The 17,355-nt window shown below is 69.2% G+C and carries 20 protein-coding genes and 1 tRNA gene; 2 read left to right on the plus strand and 19 right to left on the minus strand.

What is annotated here, in order from left to right:
• A partial coding sequence (locus tag VFX14_02230) for a hypothetical protein (protein HEU5188486.1) occupies nt 1-331 on the plus strand: 331 nt, incomplete at its 5' end.
• A 55-nt stretch (nt 332-386) separates the two neighbouring features.
• Here the strand turns inward: VFX14_02230 and phnE are convergent.
• Genes phnE through VFX14_02245 form a run of 3 tightly spaced genes read right to left on the minus strand, consistent with a single transcriptional unit; the run spans nt 387 to nt 2,208 of the window.
• Nucleotides 387-1,139: a phosphonate ABC transporter, permease protein PhnE gene (gene phnE / locus VFX14_02235; GenBank protein HEU5188487.1), complete on the minus strand. Its 753-nt coding sequence runs from the start codon at nt 1,137-1,139 to the stop codon at nt 387-389.
• Nucleotides 1,136-1,879, minus strand: a complete 744-nt coding sequence (gene phnC / locus VFX14_02240; protein ID HEU5188488.1) for a phosphonate ABC transporter ATP-binding protein — start codon at nt 1,877-1,879, stop codon at nt 1,136-1,138. Before phnC ends, phnE begins: the two co-directional genes overlap by 4 nt.
• Nucleotides 1,876-2,208, minus strand: a complete 333-nt coding sequence (locus VFX14_02245) for a histidine triad nucleotide-binding protein (protein ID HEU5188489.1) — start codon at nt 2,206-2,208, stop codon at nt 1,876-1,878. The genes phnC and VFX14_02245 overlap by 4 nt, the downstream gene beginning before the upstream one ends.
• A 77-nt stretch (nt 2,209-2,285) precedes the next feature.
• Here VFX14_02245 and VFX14_02250 point away from each other — a divergent pair, with 77 nt between their 5' ends.
• The gene (locus VFX14_02250; GenBank protein ID HEU5188490.1) at nt 2,286-2,519 is read left to right on the plus strand and encodes a hypothetical protein; all 234 of its coding nucleotides are present in this window, start codon (nt 2,286-2,288) and stop codon (nt 2,517-2,519) included.
• 34 nt (nt 2,520-2,553) lie between these two features.
• On the opposite strand, the gene VFX14_02255 is transcribed toward VFX14_02250, so the two are convergent.
• From VFX14_02255 to VFX14_02330, 16 genes are all read right to left on the minus strand, one after another.
• A complete protein-coding gene (locus VFX14_02255) occupies nt 2,554-3,192 on the minus strand; it encodes a TIGR00730 family Rossman fold protein (GenBank protein HEU5188491.1) in 639 nt (212 codons plus the stop codon).
• A 134-nt stretch (nt 3,193-3,326) separates the two neighbouring features.
• On the minus strand, nt 3,327-3,773 hold the full coding sequence (locus tag VFX14_02260; protein HEU5188492.1) for a universal stress protein: 447 nt from the start codon (nt 3,771-3,773) through the stop codon (nt 3,327-3,329).
• 88 nt (nt 3,774-3,861) lie between these two features.
• Nucleotides 3,862-3,937, minus strand: a tRNA-Ala gene (locus VFX14_02265).
• A gap of 55 nt (nt 3,938-3,992) precedes the next feature.
• Nucleotides 3,993-4,811 carry a slipin family protein gene (locus VFX14_02270; GenBank protein HEU5188493.1) on the minus strand — a complete coding sequence of 273 codons (819 nt, stop codon included), beginning with the start codon at nt 4,809-4,811 and terminating at the stop codon, nt 3,993-3,995.
• 18 nt (nt 4,812-4,829) lie between these two features.
• A complete protein-coding gene (locus tag VFX14_02275) occupies nt 4,830-6,149 on the minus strand; it encodes a nodulation protein NfeD (protein ID HEU5188494.1) in 1,320 nt (439 codons plus the stop codon).
• 64 nt (nt 6,150-6,213) lie between these two features.
• Complete coding sequence (speB, locus tag VFX14_02280; protein ID HEU5188495.1) at nt 6,214-7,155, minus strand: agmatinase; 942 nt, start codon at nt 7,153-7,155, stop codon at nt 6,214-6,216.
• A 45-nt stretch (nt 7,156-7,200) separates the two neighbouring features.
• Nucleotides 7,201-8,418 carry a cysteine desulfurase gene (locus VFX14_02285; GenBank protein ID HEU5188496.1) on the minus strand — a complete coding sequence of 406 codons (1,218 nt, stop codon included), beginning with the start codon at nt 8,416-8,418 and terminating at the stop codon, nt 7,201-7,203.
• A complete protein-coding gene (locus VFX14_02290) occupies nt 8,415-8,795 on the minus strand; it encodes an iron-sulfur cluster assembly scaffold protein (protein ID HEU5188497.1) in 381 nt (126 codons plus the stop codon). Before VFX14_02290 ends, VFX14_02285 begins: the two co-directional genes overlap by 4 nt.
• Nucleotides 8,792-9,838, minus strand: a complete 1,047-nt coding sequence (locus VFX14_02295) for a hypothetical protein (GenBank protein ID HEU5188498.1) — start codon at nt 9,836-9,838, stop codon at nt 8,792-8,794. Before VFX14_02295 ends, VFX14_02290 begins: the two co-directional genes overlap by 4 nt.
• The gene (locus VFX14_02300) at nt 9,835-10,929 is read right to left on the minus strand and encodes an XdhC/CoxI family protein (protein ID HEU5188499.1); all 1,095 of its coding nucleotides are present in this window, start codon (nt 10,927-10,929) and stop codon (nt 9,835-9,837) included. The genes VFX14_02295 and VFX14_02300 overlap by 4 nt, the downstream gene beginning before the upstream one ends.
• Before the next feature lie 18 nt (nt 10,930-10,947).
• A complete protein-coding gene (locus tag VFX14_02305; GenBank protein HEU5188500.1) occupies nt 10,948-12,114 on the minus strand; it encodes a VWA domain-containing protein in 1,167 nt (388 codons plus the stop codon).
• A 3-nt stretch (nt 12,115-12,117) separates the two neighbouring features.
• On the minus strand, nt 12,118-13,008 hold the full coding sequence (locus VFX14_02310; protein ID HEU5188501.1) for a MoxR family ATPase: 891 nt from the start codon (nt 13,006-13,008) through the stop codon (nt 12,118-12,120).
• A gap of 11 nt (nt 13,009-13,019) precedes the next feature.
• The gene (locus VFX14_02315) at nt 13,020-13,610 is read right to left on the minus strand and encodes a nucleotidyltransferase family protein (GenBank protein ID HEU5188502.1); all 591 of its coding nucleotides are present in this window, start codon (nt 13,608-13,610) and stop codon (nt 13,020-13,022) included.
• Nucleotides 13,611-13,616: 6 nt separating this feature from the next.
• Nucleotides 13,617-14,474, minus strand: coding sequence for a xanthine dehydrogenase family protein subunit M (locus VFX14_02320; protein HEU5188503.1), 858 nt, complete (start codon nt 14,472-14,474; stop codon nt 13,617-13,619).
• A gap of 14 nt (nt 14,475-14,488) precedes the next feature.
• The gene (locus VFX14_02325) at nt 14,489-16,849 is read right to left on the minus strand and encodes a molybdopterin cofactor-binding domain-containing protein (protein HEU5188504.1); all 2,361 of its coding nucleotides are present in this window, start codon (nt 16,847-16,849) and stop codon (nt 14,489-14,491) included.
• Between the two features lie 12 nt (nt 16,850-16,861).
• Entirely contained in the window at nt 16,862-17,335 is a 474-nt protein-coding gene (locus tag VFX14_02330) for a (2Fe-2S)-binding protein (GenBank protein ID HEU5188505.1), read from the minus strand.
• Nucleotides 17,336-17,355 lie beyond the last annotated feature (20 nt).

Consider the following 17,355-nt stretch of genomic DNA (forward strand, 5'->3'; position numbering starts at 1 on the left):
GCAGGATGTGAACGCGCCCCGGACGCAGGATGTGAACGCCCCGCGGCAGCAGAACGTCAACGCCCCGCGGACGCAGGATGTGAACGCGCCCCGGACGCAGGATGTGAACGCCCCGCGGCAGCAGAACGTCAACGCCCCGCGGACGCAGGACGTGAACGCCCCCCGGACGCAAGATGTGAACGCCCCGCGGTCCTCGGATCCGAGCGCTCCGCGTGGCGATATTTCGCGTGCCGCATCGCTGGTACGCGAGGCTGAGGCGGCGTGCAAGGCTGGGCACAGCAGCGTGGCTTCCGAGAAGGCCAAGGCTGCGATCGAGATCATCAAGAAGTAACGGTAGTCTCCCGCAGCACGGGCCCCGGGGCGACCCCCCGGGGCCCTTTGTCTCTCTAGACCAGCCGCGCGCGCAGCCGAGACGACGCGAAGTCCACCGCCATGACCAGCGCGATCAGCACCAGCAGCACCGTCGACGCTGCCGGGTAGTTCAGCATCCGAAGGTAGGTCTGGATGTAGAAACCGATTCCCCCTGCCCCGACGAAGCCTAGGATGGCTGCCGCCCGGATGTTGGTTTCGAACCGGTAGAGCGTGAAGGAGAGGAACTGGGGCACGAGCTGGGGGAGGATCCCCCACCGCAGCAGCTGCAGGTGGGTCGCGCCGGTGGCCGCGATGGCCTCCACCGGTCCCGGATCGATCGACTCGATCGCCTCCGAATAGAGCTTGGCGAGCACCGTCGCCGTGTAGGCCACCACCGCCAGCACACCGGGGAACGGGCCCAGCCCGACGGCGGCCACGAAGATAAGCGCGTAGACGAGCGTGTCCACCGCGCGGAACATGTTCAGAATCGAGCGGGCGCTGTAGAAGAGCCATGGCGGCGACACGTTTCGCGCCGCGAGAAATCCCACCGGCAGCGCGAGGATCGCCGCGATTCCCGTCCCGACGATCGCGATCTGCAGCGTCTGGGTGGCGCCCCGCAGCGCGTGCCCCAGCACGGAGGGGTCCGGTGGCAGCATGCGCCGGAGGAATTCCAGCACGAACGGAACACCCTCGACGGATCGCCACAGCGACACCTCGGTAGCCCAGGCGGCCCAGAGGAACAGGGCCAGGATCACCGCCCAGGCGGCCCATCGCGCGCCCCGGCTCACGCGGCTCGGCTCTCGAAGATGCGCTCGGCCACCGTTTCCGTGAGCCCATCGGACGGCCCGTCGTAGACCACCCGGCCGGCCCGGAGGCCCACGACCCGCCGTCCGTACAGGCGCGCCAGCTCGAGAACGTGGAGCGACGTCACCACGGTGAGGCCGTCCTCCTCGCTGATCCGGCGCAGCAGCGCGAGTACTGTATGCGCGAGGGCCGGATCGAGGCTCGCCATGGGCTCGTCGGCGAGGAGAACTCGCGGGTCCTGCACGAGCGCGCGCGCGATGGCCACGCGCTGCTGCTGTCCGCCGGACAGCGTGTCGACACGACGGCCGCCCAGGCCCTGGAGCCCCACGCGCTCGAGCACGGCGTGCGCGCGCGTGACGTCTGCGGCCGGGAAGAGCGCCAGCAGCGAACGGAGGGTGGGGACGCGTGCGAGCCGGCCCACGAGCACGTTCTCGAGCACGCTGAGCCTCCGCAGCAGATTGAACTGCTGGAATACGAAGCCGATTCCCGCTCGGATACGGCGCAGCTCGTCGGCCGAGGCGCCGCCCACGAAGACGCCGTCCACCGAGACGTCGCCCGCCGTCGGCACGACCAGCCCGTTCAAGCAGCGGAGCAACGTGGATTTGCCGGCGCCGCTCGGGCCGATGAGCGCGACGAACTCACCGGCCGGAAGGTCGAGATCGATCCCGTCGAGCCCCACCGTGCCTCCGGGATAGACCTTCCGGAGGCCGCGGACACGAATCACCCGCGCCGCCCCGCCGTGAGGTGGAAATGGAGGTGGTAGACCACCTGACCCCCCTCAGGGCCGACGTTGCAGCTCACGCGATAGCCACGCTCGCCGTAGCCCGTCTTCTCGCCCAGGAGGCGCGCCGCCTGGATGCAGCGGCCCACCACCGCAGTGTCCTCAGGGGCCAGCCGCGCGATCGACTCGATGTGACGCTTGGGAACGATCAGCAGATGGACGGGGGCTTTCGGATAAATGTCCTTGAAGGCAAGGACCTCGTCGTCCTCGAACTCGATGTCCGCCGGCGTCTGGCGTGCGACGATGCGACAGAAGACGCAGTCCGCGCTCACGCACCCTCCTGACTGGTGTATACTCACGAGCCGCGGCGCTGCTCGACCGCGACGATTCCCGCGCCAAGGAGATATTGATGGGTACGTGTCCCAAGTGCAAGCTGCGGATCCGCCGGAACGGCAACCACATCAAGCTCGGCACGGTGTGGCTGCACAAGATCTGTCCGGCACGGTCCGCTGTCGTCAAGGTCGCCGCCGCGGCGAAGCTTGCGGCCCAAGCCCAGCCCGCCGGTGCCCCGAAGCGTGTCACACGGCGGGCCACCGCCGCGCCGAAGCGTGCCGCGAAGCCTGCCCGCACCAAGCGGACCTGATCCCCCGCTCCCGCCTCCTCGGCCTTCATTCGCGCTACTCGCCCAGGATCCACCTCCGCCGGGGGGCGGCGCCGTAAGTGAGACCGAAGCGCGCGAGCGCGGTCTGCTTGATCAGCTCCACCGCTTCCTCCGGTGAATCGGTCACGATGAAGCGGTCCACGTCCTCCGGCTCCACGGTGTGCTCGGCGACCAGCCGCTCCCGCATGAACCCGAGCAAGGGTTCCCAGTAGTCGCGGCCCATGAGCACGAGTGGAAACTGCTGGATCTTTCCCGTCTGGATCTGCGTCGCGGTCTCGAAGACCTCGTCGAGCGTGCCGAACCCGCCGGGCATGGCGAAGAAAGCGTAGGAGTACTTCACGAGCATGACCCGCCGCACGAAGAAATGCTCGAAGGTGATCCAGCGATCGAGGTATGGATTCGGGCGCTGCTCTTTCGGCAGCTCGATGTTGCAGCCGATCGAGGCGCCGCCCGCCTCCTTGGCGCCGCGGTTGGCCGCCTCCATGATGCCGGGACCGCCCCCCGTCATCACCGTGAAGCCCGCCCGCGCAAGGCGGGTCCCCACCTCGCGCGCCAGCGCGTAGTAGCGGTGCGTCTCGGGGAACCGCGCCGAACCGAACACGGTGACGCAGGGTCCCACGAAGTGCAGCGCCCGGAAGCCCCGGACGAACTCCACGAAGATCCGCAGGGCCTGCCTGAGCTCGTAGCGCCGAGGCTGCGGGCCCTGGAGAAAGCGGATGACCGAGGGAGGGCCGGGATCCTTTCCCCACTCCGGCTGAACCGGTGTGGCCCGCCGGCGGGCGCGGCCCCTTACCGGCCTCTGACCGTCATCACCGGGCATAAGGCGGCGGATACGACGCGGCTGGCGACACTGCCCACGAAGAGCCGCGCCAGCCCCGACCGGCCGTGCGTGCCCATGACGATCAGGTCCGCCCGCAGCCGCTTGGCGGCGCGCACGATCCGCTCGTGCGCAGAGCCCTCGACGATGAGGCCGCGGACACGGACGCGGGCCTTGCGCGCGCGCGTCACCAGGGCGTCGAGCTTACGCTGGGCGTCCTGGCGGGCCGCCGCGTCGATGGCCTCGTAAGTCTGGGGCGGCACGTAGCCCTCGCCCATCATCGGGACGATGGGCGCGAGCGCATGGAGGATCACCAGCTCCGCGCGCGAGTCGCGGGCCATGGCGAGCGCGCGGTCGAACGCTGCGCGCGACGCGCTGGAGAAATCGGTTGGATGCAGGATGCGCCGGATCCGCTTCATGATGCGCTCCTCATTGAGTCGTTCCACCCGGCGTCACGCACGAAGGCCGGGAGCGGTGCGCGCCCCCGGCCTTCGCGATGAATCGGGTTGGTGGAGGGTAAGGGAGTCGAACCCTCGACCTCGGCGTTGCGAACGCCGCGCTCTCCCAACTGAGCTAACCCCCCGTGACAACCTCCGTATTCTACTCGGGTCGCCGCCACGCGACAAGCGCGCCGCCGCTCAGCTCTTGGCGCCCGCCTGCCCGTCTCCCGCCGCGCCCAGCACGCTGCGAAGCGAGCTGAGGAGATCCACCGGGATGGGGAAGAAGGTCGTGGTGTTCCGCTCGGAGGCGATCTCTCGCATGGTCTGCAGGTACCGGAGCTGGATGGCCATGGGGAAGCGCGACAGCACGTCCGCGGCCTCGGCCAGCTTCGCGGCCGCCTGGAACTCGCCGTCGGCATTGATGACCTTGGCTCGCCGCTCGCGCTCGGCCTCCGCCTGCTTGGACATCGCCCGCTGCATGTCCTGGGGAAGATCCACGTTCTTCACCTCGACCGCGGCCACCTTGATGCCCCAGGGGTTCGTGTGCTCGTCGATGATGCGGGTGAGCTCCTGGTTGATCTTGTCGCGGGCGGCCAGAAGGTCGTCCAGCTCTTGCTGGCCGAGCACGCTCCGCAGAGTGGTCTGGGCGATCTGGGACGTCGCGTAGAGGTAGTCCTCTACGCTGATCACCGCCTTCGCGGCGTCGAGCACGCGGAAGAAGATCACCGCATTCACCTTCACGGAGACGTTGTCACGCGTGATGACGTCCTGGGGCGGCACGTCCATGGTGATGGTGCGCAGGCTCACCTTCACCATCTTGTCGATGAACGGGATCAGGAGGATGAGGCCGGGTCCGGACCCGTCACCTCCCGGGTTGATCACCGCGCTGGCGCGCCGGCCGAAGCGAAAGATCACCGCCCGCTCGTACTCGCGGAGGATCTTCACCGACGAGGCGATCACGAACAGGGCGATCACCACGACCAGGATCAGGCCCACGCTCATCTCGAATCCGCCCATGGAACCTCCTCGGCGCGCTCAGCGCCGGCTGGCGGCCTCGGCCTTGGCCACCGTGAGGGTCAGCCCATCCACACGCACGATCGTCACCGGCTCGCCGGCGGCGATCGGGCCGTCCTGCGCCACCGCTCGCCACAGCTCCCCATCCACCGCAACCTGGCCCTCGGGCGTGAGCGGAGTCCGCACCACCGCTGGCTGCCCGACCATGCCGGTGGCGCCGGTGCTCGGAACGCGGTAGAGGGCGCGGACACCGAAGGATAGCGCGAAGATCACCAGGCCGGCCGTGCTCCCCACGGCAGGCACGATCACCCACCAGGACAAACGCAGCGCGCCGGCCGCTTCGGGCGCGTCGAAGAGCATCATCGAGCCCAGCAGCATCGAAACCACCCCACCCACCGTGAGAATCCCATGGCTCACCACCTTGATCTCCGCGATCAGCAAGACGCCGCCGAAGAGGATCAGGAGCAATCCAGCCCAGTTGATGGGCAGGCTCTGGAAGGCGAAGAACGCCAGGATGATGCTGATCCCCCCGATCACCCCGGGAAGGATCGCGCCGGGAGTCGAGAGCTCGAAGAAGAGGCCCAGCATCCCCGCCATCATGAGGATGTACGCGACGTTTGGATCGGAGATGAGGGCCAGGAAGCGGTCACGGAAGTTGATGTCGATCTTCCTGATGGGCGCGCCCTTTGTCTCGAGCGTGACACTGCCCTTCGTGGTCCTCACGGTCCGGCCGTCCAGCTTGACGAGCAGGTCAGGCACGCTGTCGGCAACCAGGTCCACGACCTTGAGCTTGACGGCCTCGCGCTCGGTGGCGGACACGGATGATCGCACCGCCTTCTCCGCCCAGTCGACATTCCGTCCTCGCTCCGTCGCGATGCTTCGCACGAACGCGGCAGCGTCGTTCTCGACCTTCTTCAACATCTCCTTGTCGGTGGTCCCTCCGCCCACCGTCACCGGATGGGCGGCGCCGATGTTGGTGGCGGGCGCCATCGCGGCCACATGCGCGGCCATCGTGATGAACACGCCCGCGGAGGCGGCCCGGGCGCCGGTCGGGGCCACGTAGACGACGATCGGTATCTCGGAGTTGAGTATGGTCTGGCAGATCGTGCGCATCGATCGCTCGAGGCCGCCGGGCGTGTCAAGGAGCAACACCAGCGCCTGGGCACGCTCGGTCTGCGCCCGGTCCACGGCGATGTTGACCAGCCGCACCGTCACCGGCGTGATGGCCCCCTCGAGGTCCATGACGGCGACGGGAGCGGCGGCGACCGCGGCGGGGGGCGCCGCGACCGCGGCGAGCAAAAGAAGGAGGGCGAGGAAAGCGGCGAGCGGAGCCGGTTTCATGGCTGACTCCACGGGCTCATGATAACACGCGGAGCACGGGACGAGGCGCCGCCGGGCGCGGCGCTCAGGCGCGCAGCGCGAGGACGGAGACCAGCTCGAAGAGGAGATTCGCGGCAAGGAGCCCGGTGATGGCGCCCGGCCCGTCGTAGGGCGGCGACACCTCCACGATGTCCGCGCCGCGCAAGTCGAGCGGCCGGAGCGCGCGCACCAGGCCCAGCGCTTCGTACGACGTGAGCCCGCCCACTTCCGGCGTGCCCGTGCCGGGCGCGTACGCAGGATCGACCGCGTCGATGTCGAACGAGCAGTAGACGGGCCCGCCCGCGAGGCGGGCCAGCCGCCCCGCCGCCCACTCGACGCCGTGCTGCTTGATCTCCTCGATGCGCAGGACTTCGAAACCGTGGGCGGCGTGGAACGCGAAGTCATCGGGCGCGTAGAGGGGGCCGCGAATGCCCACCTGAATGGACCGCGAGCCGTCGATCAGCCCCTCCTCGATGGCCCGCCGGAAGGTGCTGCCGTGATAGTAGGGCAGGCCGAAGTACCGATCCCAGGTGTCGGGATGCGAGTCGAAGTGGACCAGGCCGAGACGTCCGTGGCGCCGCGCCAGCACGCGGAGAACGGCCAGCGTGATGGTGTGATCCCCGCCCACGCAGATGGGCATGGCCCCGCCCGCCACGACGGGCCCGAGGGTTCGCTCGATGGCGGCGAAGGTATGCTCGATGGAGATCGGCACGATGTCCACGTCCCCGCAGTCCGCTACCCGGAGGCGCTCGAAGGGCTGGACGTTCAGCGCAGAGTTCCACGGCCTGATGAGGGAGGACTGCTCGCGGACATGGCGCGGACCGAAGCGCGCCCCCGAGCGATAGGAGCAGCCGCCGTCGAAGGGCACGCCGTAGAGCGCCACGTCCAGCCCCTCAGCGGAAGGCCGGTGCGGCAACCGCATGAACGTGGCGATCTGGCCGAAGCGGGGTGAGGAGAACGCGTCGGTGGGGCGCGGATGGTCGGTCATGGCCGCGGGCCCGCGGTCGTGCTGCCTCGCCGCCCGCACCCCGGCCTAGAGCTGATCGCGCAGGCCGGCCACCGCGTCGGCGAGGCGCTCGACGTCGGCGGCGGTGTTGTAGACGGAGAAGCTGGCGCGCAGGGTGCCGGTGACGCCCAAGGCTCGCGCGAGCGGCTGGGCACAGTGATGCCCCGCCCGGACCGCAACCCCCGACTGGTCCAGCAGCGCCGCGCCGTCGTGCGGATGGTAACCCTCCACGTTGAAGGCCACCACCGCGCCCTTGATCTCGGGATTGCGCGGGCCGTACACGGTCACCCCAGGAATCGTGCTGAGCGCGTCCAGACAGCGGCGCGTGAGGTCCCGCTCGTGCGCGCTCACGCGATCCATCCCGAGCTTGTCGAGGTACTCGACCGCGGCGTGGAGGCCCACCGCCTCCGCAATGGGCGGGGTGCCGGGCTCGAAGCGCCAGGGCAGATCGTTCCACTGGGCATGGTCGATCCACACCTCCTTGATCATCTCGCTCCCGCCCACGCCGGGCTCCAGGCGCTCGAGGGTCTCGAGCCGTCCGTAGAGCACGCCGATGCCGGTGGGGCCCAGCATCTTGTGCCCGGAGCAGACGTAGAAATCGCAGCCCAGCGCGGCCAAGTCGAGACGGAGGTGCGGCGCCGCCTGGGCGCCGTCGAGCAGCACCATGGCGCCCGCGGCCCTGGCATGGCGGACGATTTCCGCCACCGGATTGATGGTGCCCAGCACGTTGGAGATGTGGGCCACCGCGACCATGCGCGTACGAGGACCCAGGAGGCGGGCGTAAGCCTCCATGTCGAGGTAGGCGCCGTTGACGAGCGGGATCGCGCGCAGGGTGGCCCCCCGGTCCCGGCAGGCCATCTGCCACGGGATCAGATTGGAGTGATGCTCCATCTCGCTGACGATCACCTCGTCGCCCGGACGCAGCGTGCGTCCGATCGTCGCCGCCACGATGTTGATGCCGTCGGTGGTGCCGCGCGTGAAGACGATCTCCTGCCGGTGCCGCGCGGACATGAAAGCGCGCACGGCATCGCGCGCGGCCTCGTACTGCTCGGTGGCCTCCTCGCCCAGGGTGTGGATGGACCGGTGCACGTTGGCATTGCTGCGCTCGTAGAAGCGCTGCATAGCCTCCAGCACCTGGCGCGGCTTCTGGCTCGAGGCGCCGGAGTCGAGGTAGACGAGCGGTCGCCCGTTCACCGAGCGCGCGAGGATGGGGAAGTCGGCCCGGCAGGCCTCGCCCAGCGTCATCGCGCCACCGCCTTGCCGGCGAGGGCACCGTGCAGCACGGTGAGCGGCAGCGTCACGCACTTGAGCCGGGTGGGTCGGATGTCCGCCTCGAGCCGCTCGAGGAGATCCGGGGTGGCGATGCGCCCCAGCTCCTCCGTGGTCTTTCCGACGCCCATCTCGATGAGGAGGTCGGCGGAGGCTCCGCAGATCGCGCAGCAGTCGCCGTGATGGCGGGCCTCGGCCAGCCGATCTCCCTCGATCCGGCACTCGATCGCGATGCGGTCCCCGCAGAGAGGGTTGACGTCCTCGAACGCGGCGGTGGCGCCCTCGAGGCGGCCCCGGAAGCGTGGCTTGCGGAAGCGCTCGCGGATGACGTCGCTGTACTGGACGGGGCTCATTCGCCGAGCTCTCCACGCGCGGCGTTCTTCCTGTACGGCGGGAAGCGCCAGGCGCTCTCTCCGGACATGAGCCCACCCTCGCCCAGCCCGGCCAGCTCGAGATTGCCGACGGGCTCGCCGGTGAGGAGCCGCGGGAGCACCAGGTCGAACGTGGTGGCTTGCGAGAACATCCCGCAGGTGGGCATGCCGAGCACCGGCCGGCCGCCGATGTCGGCCAGGAAGAGCAGGCTTCCTGGGTGCGCGGGCACGCCGTGGCGCTCCATGTGGCCGCCGGCCGCCTCGATACCCAGAAAGACGGGATCGAGGGGGTCCAGCGCGCTCGCGCCGGCCACGATCACGAGGTCGGCCCCCTCGCCGATGACACCCTCGATGGTCGCCGCCACCGCGGCGGCGTCGCCGCCGGAGTAGCGCACCGGCAGCAGGCGCGAGCCAAACCAGTCCATCTTCTCCTGCAGCGCGGACTCGAAGCGCTCGCGCTGTCGCGGCTCCAGGCTTTCGCGGGAGATCGCCCCGATCAGCCGGGACTCGAATCCCTGTACCGTCAGGAGACCGCCGGCAGCCCAGGCCAGGCTCTCCACGTGCTTGATCACCGACTCGGCGATGGCCAGCGGGGTGACCTTGGCCTTGGCGACGACCTCGTCCGCGTCGACGGGCTGGAGGTCCCACAGCGTGAACACGGCGATGCCCGACTCGGTATTGACTTCGCGCAGCGCCCGATCGCGCACGCGCACCAGGCCGCGCCGCGCCGCCGCCAGGGTCCACTGCCCACCGCCGTAGCCTTTGACCTGCACGCCCGGGCCCGCCGCGGCCTGCGCCAGCCGGGAGCCGGCCGGCTCCTCGTGGATATCGCCCGGCTCGAGCTCCAGCACGTGGAGCGGCGTGCTCCATGGCGCCTCGAGGGCCAGCGCGGCCGTCGCGGCGTCCAGCAGCTGGCCCTTGCGCACGATGATCTTCCCGCCCATGCCCCGTACGTCATGCGCAGCGATGCGTCCGACGAGGCGGGCCGGCGTGAGGCCGTCGCGGCCGAGGGCCAGCGCCTTCACTTGAGGCCTCGCCGCACCTTCTCGACGATGGGCATGCCGGTCGCCTTGCGCTGGACGGCCAGCACCTCGGCGATGATCGCCAGGGCGATCTCGGGCGCCGACTGCGCGCCGAGGTCGAGCCCGATCGGCACCCGCACGCGCTCCAGCTCGCTCTCGGCGATCCCGTCTTCCCGAAGGAGGTTCAGGATGGCGGCGCCGCGCCGGCTCGACCCGAGCAGGCCGATGTAGCCCACCGGCGTCGCGAGCGCGTGCTTGAGCACGGGCACATCGTACTTGTAGTCGTGGGCCACCAGCACCAGCGCGGTGCTCGGCAGGAGCGGGATCTCCCGGATCAGCTCCGAGGGGATGCCGATGCGGAGGTCGTCCACGTCGGGGAAGCGCTCGCGGGTGGCGAAGCGCGGGCGGCCGTCCACCACCACGGTGCGGAAGCCGAGGGTGCGCGCCAGCGTCACCAGCGGCATGGCCACGTGGCTGCCGCCCACGATAGCGAGAATGGCGGGCGGGACCAGCACCTCGATGAAGGCGCGCGTCTCGGCCACGAGCACGGTCTTGGACCTGCCGGTCTCCAGCGCAGCCCGGGCCTCGTCGCGCAGCCGTCCGTCCAGTTCGGCGCTCCCCAGCGACCCCTCGACCGCCCCGCTGTCGAGGAGCAGGAGCTTGGCGCCGCCCCCCGCCGCGTCCAGCCGGGTGACGATCGCGGCGCGCCCTCCCGCGTCCGCGTGGGCACGGGCCCGCTCGTAGAACGCCAGCGTGGCGTCTCCGGGCCGGTCCAGCGTCACCGGCTCCATGAACACCTCGATGGTGCCGCCGCAGGTGAGGCCGATCTCCCAGGCTTCCTCGTCACCCAGGTCCAGCTCGAGCAGCCGCGGGCGATTCTTGTCGAGCACGCCGGCGGACTCCTCGATGACCTGCGCGTCCACGCAGCCGCCGATTGTGACGGAGCCGAGGATGCGTCCGCCCTCGCCCACCAGCATCTGGGCGCCTTCCTTGCGCGGCGTGGTCCCCCGCGTGTTGACGAGGGTGGCGAGGGCCACCTTGCCCTCGGACTCGCGTAGCTTGTCGAGGTTCTCGAACAGCTCCGACTTGCTCATGGCGTGCGGTCTCTCTCGCTATCCCAGTTTCAGGTGGCCGGCCAGGTCGCGCAAGCTGGACAGATTGTGCGCCGCCGCGAAGTGATCAACCAGCGGCAAGGCCGCGGCCATGCCGCGCGTCAGGGGCTCGTAGGACGGGTTGCCCAGCAGCGGATTCAGCCAGATCATGCGCCCGGCCTTCCGCTTGATGACCAGCATCTCGTGCTCCAGCTCCTCCGGCTCTCCGGTGTCCCAGCCGTCGGACAGGATGATCACGATGGTGCGCCGGTCGACGAGGTGTCCCCACGAGTGGTTGAACTCATGCAGTGACTCGCCGATCCGCGTCCCGCCCGACCAGTCCCGCACCGCCGCGAGCTGCCGGAGCGCCTCTTTGTAGGTCGCCCCCTTGAGATGCTCGGTGATGCGCGTGAGTCGCGTGGCGAAGGTGAAGGTCTCCACGCGGCCGAACACGTTCTGCAGGGCGTAGAGAAAGAGCAGGAGGAAACGGCTGTAGAGGTCCATCGAGCCGGACACGTCCGCGATCAGCACGAGGCGGATTTTCCGCCGCCGCCGCTCCCGGCGGCGGAGCTCGATCATCTCGCCCTTGAGCAGGTTGGCCCGGATGCTCCGCCGGAGGTCCACGACCCCACCGCGCTTCACCGGCCGCCGGCGGCGCGACAGGCGCCGGGCCAGGCGTTTCGCGATGAGGACGGTGACGCGCGCCACCTCGTCGAGCTGCTCGGTGGGGAACGTCGAGAAATCCTGGTCCATCAAGACTTCCTGGGCGCTGACGCCGGGCACCTCGAGCGGCTCGCCGTCGTCCTCGCCCTGCTCCTCCCATCCCTCGAGCGCGACCTGCGTCTCCTTCTTCGCATGGCTCTCGACCGAGCCGTGGATCGTGTCGTCCTCGGGCCGGGGCGGCTCGATGTTCTGAATGAGGCCGTCCAGCCCCTGCCCCTCGTCGGCGCGGTACTTCCAGAACGCCTCGAAGAGCCGGTCGAAGATGGGGATCTCTTCTTTGCGCGTCACCAGGACGGTGCGCAGCCCGAGGTAGACCTCGTCACGGTCGAGGAGATCGATGCTCTCGAGCGCGCGCACCGCGTCCATCACCTCGGACGTGGTGGTGGCCACGCCGGCCGCCCGCAGCATCCGCCCGAACGCGAGCGTCTGGGTCAGGAGATCGCGGGCGGGAGCGGTCGCGGCCACGTGCTACCCCTCGGCCGCCACGAAGCGCTTCATGCCGGAAGCGGCGAGCTCCTTGCGCACCCGCTTGATGTCGTCCGGATCCTTGAGGACACAGCCCAGCGTCTCCTGCACCAGCTCCTCGTCGAGATGGTCGGCATGCAGCGACGACAGCGCCTGGGCCCAGTCGAGCGTCTCGGCGACGCCGGGCAGCTTGGCGAGGCGGACGGTCCGGAGGGTCTCCATGAAGCGGGAGATCTGGCGGGCCAGGCGCTCGTTCACCCCGGCCACCTTTCGGGTCACGATGCGCACTTCCTTGTCGAAGCCGGGGTAGTCGACCCAGAGGTAGAGGCAGCGCCGGCGGAGCGCGTCGGACAGCTCCCGATTCCGATTCGAGGTCAAGATCACGTAGGGCGGCTCGGTGGCCTTGACCGTGCCGATCTCGGGGATCGTGACCTGGAAGTCTGAAAGTACTTCCAGAAGGAACGCCTCGAACTCCTCGTCAGCACGGTCGATTTCGTCGATCAGCAACACGGGCGGTGGGCCATTCGGGGTGATGGCCTGGAGCAGCGGCCGGCGGATCAGGAAGGGCTCCGAGAAGATCTCGTGCTCCTTGTCCGGCGTCGAGGTCTCGGAATGCTCCTGCAGCTTGATGTGGAGGATCTGCTTGGGATAGTTCCACTCGTAGAGGGCCTGGGCGGCGTCGAGCCCTTCGTAGCACTGCAGGCGGATGAGCCGCGTGCCCAGCATCCGCGACATCACCTTCGCCACCTCGGTCTTGCCGACGCCGGCGTGCCCCTCGATCAGGAGCGGCTTCCTGAGCGTCATCGCCAGGTGCACCGACGTCGCCAGGGCGGGATCCGTGACGTACTCGGCGCCCTCCATCAAATCGCGGATTTTTTTGATCTCTTCTCTCATGGCTCCCTAGTTTACACCGACGGCCGTGCGGCCCGGAGGCTCTCGTAGTCGTCCGGAGTGTCGAGGTCCTGCGGCATGGGCATGTCGAAGGGCACGAGCGCGACACGCCCTGGTTCGGCGTCGATCACCCGGCGCGCCCCCTGGTCGCCGGTGAGGCGCGCCAGCTCGAGAAAGACCGATGCGGCGAACAGCACGGGGTTCCCTCGCCCGTCCCGGTAATGGGGCGCCACGATGGCCTTGCCGGTGGCGCGGTAGCACTCGAGCAAGCCGACCAGCACGGCCCGGGGGACCCGCGGCTGATCGCCGAGCGCGATGACCGCGGCGTCGGCGGCAGGCGACAGCGCGGCGATGCCCGCGACCACGGATCCCGCCTGACCTGCCTCGGGCGAGGGATTCACGGCAAGGCGCACGGGCAGGCCGAAGACGGCCTCGGCAAGGGCGGCATGCTCGGGCGGGACCACCACGACGACGTCCTCGAGGCCGGCGTCGACGAGGGCCGACACCGCATGGTGGAGCACGGGCCGACCGTCGAGGGGAAGGAGCAGCTTGGGGTGGCCCATGCGGCGCGACAGCCCCGCCGCAAGGACCACCCCGCCGATCACGCGCCGCTACTTCTTCGCCGCCGCCTCGATCGCGCGCTTCGCGAAGACCTTGAGGAGATGCTTCTTGTAGTCGACCGAGCCTTGGAGGTCGGCCTGGACGTCCACGCCATCCGGCGCCTTCTCCGCGGCGGCCTGGATGCTGGCCGCGTCCAGCGCCTTGCCGGCGATGGCGGCCTCCACGCCCTTCGCGCGCACCGCGCGGGTCCCCGCTCCCGTGATGCCGATCGACGCCTTCGTGCACTTGCCCCCGTCGATCGTAAGGACCGCGGCCACGCCCACCACCGCGAAACGCGAGGCGGGGTGCGGGAACTTCATGTACGCGGCGCTCTGGTTGGCGGCGAGCGCGGGCACGCGCACCTCGGTGAGGATCTCGTCACCGCCCACCGCGGTGGTCATGAGGCCCTTGAAGAAGTCGTCCACCTTGATGGTCCGCTTGCCCCGGGCGCCCTCCACCACCATCTCGGCATTGAGGGCGATGATCGTCGCGGGGTAGTCGGCCGCCGGGTCGGCGTGGGCCAGGCTGCCGCCGATGGTCCCCATGTTGCGCACCATCGGATCGCCGATGAGCGCGGCGGTGGCCGCGAGCACCGGGCACTTGCTCTTGACCGCGGACGACGATTCCACCGCATAGTGCGTGGTCATCGCACCGATGACGAGGCTGCCGCCGTCCTCCCGGATACCGGTCAGTCCGGGAACCTTCCGGAGATCGACCAGATGGGCGGGCCGCGCGAGGCGGAGCTTCATGGCGGGCAAGAGGCTATGGCCGCCCGCGAGAAGCTTGGCGTCGTCCTTATGCTTGCCGAGAAGGTCGAGCGCCTCTTTGATGCTGCCCGGCGTGTGGTAGTCGAACTGAGCTGGGTACATGCGCGCGGTCCCCCTTACTTCTTCGCCCGGGCGGCCTGGATGGTCTTCCAGACTCGCTCCGCCGTGAGCGGCATCGTTTCGATGTGGTCGACCCCGAGCCCGGAGAGTGCGTCCACCACCGCGTTGACCACGGCGGGTGTCGCCGCGATCGTGCCGGTCTCGCCCGCGCCCTTGATGCCGAGCGGGTTCACCGGCGTCGGCGTCTCGGTGCGATCGGTCTCGTACATGGGGAGCATGTCGGCCTTGGGCAGGGCGTAGTCCATCATGGTGCCGGTGACGAGCTGGCCCGAGCCATCGTCGTAGACAGCGCCTTCCCAGAGGGCCTGGCCCACGCCCTGCGCGATGCCCCCGTGCACCATCCCGTCCACGATCATGGGATTGATCACGTTGCCGACGTCGTCCACCGCGACGTAGCGCAGGATCTTCACGTTGCCGGTGTCCGGATCAACCTCGACCACGCACGCGTGCGCCCCGAACGGGAAGCAGAAGTTCGCCGGGTCGTAGAAGGAGGTCTCCTCCAGCCCCGGCTCCACGCCCTCGGGATAGTTGTGCGGGACATAGGCGGTGAGCGCGACCTGGCCGAACGGCACCGCCTTCTGAGGCGAGCCCTTCACCTGGAACTGGCCGTTGGCGTACTCGATGTCCTGCGGCGAGGCCTCCAGGAGGTGGGCGGCGATCTTCTTGCCCTTCTCCTTGATCTTGTTGATCGACATCGTGATGGCGGTGCCGCCCACGGACGCGGAGCGGCTCCCGTAGGTGCCCATGCCGAAGGGCACGGTGCCCGTGTCGCCGTGCACGATGTCCACGTGATCCATCGGGATGCCGAACTGATCGGCCACGAGCTGGGCGAACGTCGTCTCATGGCCCTGCCCATGGGAGTGCGACCCCGTGAACACCGTGACCATGCCCGTCGGATGCACGCGCACCTTGCCGGACTCCCAGAGTCCGGCCTGCGCCCCGAGGGAGCCGACCACCTTGGAGGGCGCGATGCTGCATGCCTCGATGTAGGTGGAGAAGCCGACGCCGATGAGCCGGCCCTTGGCGCGGGCCTCCGCCTGCTCGGCGCGGAACTTCTTGTAGTCGAGCATCTGGAGGGCGCGGTCGAAAGCGGCCCCGTAGTTACCGCTGTCGTAGGTCAGCGCGACCTTGGTCTGGAAGCCGTTGTCGAACTTCGGGATGAAATTCTTCTTCCGGATGTCCGCAGGGTCCATTTTCAATGTCGCCGCGGCGGCGTCCACCATCCGCTCGAGCAGATAGCAGGCCTCCGGCCGCCCGGCGCCGCGATACGCGTCCACCGGCGTGGTGTTGGTGAAGACGCCCGTCACCTCGCAGTGGATGGCGCCCCACGTGTACACGCCGTTGAGCAGGGTCCCGTAGAGATAGGTCGGAACCGCCGGCGCGAAGGTCGAAAGATAGGCCCCCAGGTTCGCGGTGGTCTTGACCCGCAGGCCGAGGAACTTCCCATCCCGGGAGAGCGCCACCTCGGCATCGGTGATGTGGTCGCGTCCGTGGGCGTCGGTCTGGAAGGCCTCGCGGCGGCTGGACGTCCAGCGGATGGGTCGCTTGATCTGGCGCGTGGCCCAGGAGCAGACCGTCTCCTCGTTGTAGAGGAAGATCTTGGAGCCGAAGCCGCCGCCCACGTCAGGAGCGATCACCCGCACCTTGTGCTCGGGAATGCCCAGCACGAAGGCGGTCATCAGCAGGCGGTGCACGTGTGGATTCTGGGAGGTGACCCAGAGGGTCAGATCACCCGTGGCGTCCTCGTAGCGTGCCACGCAGGCCCGCGGCTCCATGGCATTAGCCACCAGTCGCTGGTTGACGATGCGCTTCTTGACCACGACGTCCGCCTTCTTGAAGGCGGCCTCGGTCTCCGCGGCGTCGCCGATCTGCCACTTGAAGGCCACGTTGCCCGGCGCCACCTCGTGGATCTGCGGCGCGCCCGCCTGGGCCGCCCGCTCGGTGGAGGTCACCGACGGCAGCACGTCCCAGTCCACTGACACTCGATCGGCGGCGTCGTCCGCCACGCTCTGGCTCTCGGCGATCACGACCGCCACGGGGTCGCCCACGTAGCGCGCGGCCTCGGTGGCCAGCGGCGGATGCGCCGGCACCTTGAGCTCGGGCAGCAGCCACCCGCAGGGCAGCGAGTTCACCCCGGTCATGTCCTTACCGGTGAAGATCGCGACCACGCCCGGCACCGCCTTGGCCTTCGCGATATCGATCATGCGGATCTTGGCGTTCGCGTGCGGGCTCCGCACGAATGCCGCGTAGGTCATGCCGGGAAGCTTGAGATCGTCGGTGTAGTTGCCCTTGCCGGTGATGAAGCGGGGATCTTCCCGCCGCTTGATGCTCGATCCCATCAGACGTGCCGTCGCCATGGTCGGCCTCCCTTACCGCTTCGCCATGTTCTCGGCGGCGTACTGGATGGCCTTCACGATGTTGTGGTAGCCGGTGCACCGGCAGAGATTCCCCTCCAGCTGATGCCGGATCTCCGCCTCGGAGGGCTTCGGATAGCGCTGCAGGAGCTGGGCGGCGGACATGATCATGCCCGGCGTGCAGAAGCCGCACTGCAGCCCGTGCTTCTCCCAGAAGCCTTCCTGGATGGGATGGAGCTTGCCGTCCTTCGCCATCCCCTCGATCGTGCTGATCTGCGCGCCGTCGGCCTGCACGGCGAGAAGCGTGCAGGACTTCACCGCCTGCCCGTTCATGTGAATGGTGCAGGCGCCGCACTGGCTGGTGTCGCAGCCGACGTGGGTGCCGGTGAGCCCCGCCAGCTCGCGGATGAAGTGGACCAGGAGCAGCCGGTGCTCGACCTCGTGGGTGTAGGGGGTGCCGTTGATCGTGATGGTGACTGTCTTTTTCACCGCCGCTCCCTCCTGAGGGA

The sequence above is a fragment of the Candidatus Methylomirabilota bacterium genome, assembly GCA_035764725.1.
Taxonomy (GTDB): domain Bacteria; phylum Methylomirabilota; class Methylomirabilia; order Rokubacteriales; family CSP1-6; genus DASRWT01.

What these genes read in the sequence shown, in the direction of transcription:
- VFX14_02250 (HEU5188490.1), top strand. Translation starts at nt 2,286, where the DNA reads ATGGGTACGTGTCCCAAGTGCAAGCTGCGGATCCGCCGGAACGGCAAC.
- VFX14_02260 (HEU5188492.1), bottom strand. Translation starts at nt 3,773, where the DNA reads ATGAAGCGGATCCGGCGCATCCTGCATCCAACCGATTTCTCCAGCGCG.
- VFX14_02270 (HEU5188493.1), bottom strand. Translation starts at nt 4,811, where the DNA reads ATGGGCGGATTCGAGATGAGCGTGGGCCTGATCCTGGTCGTGGTGATC.
- VFX14_02275 (HEU5188494.1), bottom strand. Translation starts at nt 6,149, where the DNA reads ATGAAACCGGCTCCGCTCGCCGCTTTCCTCGCCCTCCTTCTTTTGCTC.
- speB (HEU5188495.1), bottom strand. Translation starts at nt 7,155, where the DNA reads ATGACCGACCATCCGCGCCCCACCGACGCGTTCTCCTCACCCCGCTTC.
- VFX14_02285 (HEU5188496.1), bottom strand. Translation starts at nt 8,418, where the DNA reads ATGACGCTGGGCGAGGCCTGCCGGGCCGACTTCCCCATCCTCGCGCGC.
- VFX14_02290 (HEU5188497.1), bottom strand. Translation starts at nt 8,795, where the DNA reads ATGAGCCCCGTCCAGTACAGCGACGTCATCCGCGAGCGCTTCCGCAAG.
- VFX14_02300 (HEU5188499.1), bottom strand. Translation starts at nt 10,929, where the DNA reads ATGAGCAAGTCGGAGCTGTTCGAGAACCTCGACAAGCTACGCGAGTCC.
- VFX14_02310 (HEU5188501.1), bottom strand. Translation starts at nt 13,008, where the DNA reads ATGAGAGAAGAGATCAAAAAAATCCGCGATTTGATGGAGGGCGCCGAG.
- VFX14_02320 (HEU5188503.1), bottom strand. Translation starts at nt 14,474, where the DNA reads ATGTACCCAGCTCAGTTCGACTACCACACGCCGGGCAGCATCAAAGAG.
- VFX14_02325 (HEU5188504.1), bottom strand. Translation starts at nt 16,849, where the DNA reads ATGGCGACGGCACGTCTGATGGGATCGAGCATCAAGCGGCGGGAAGAT.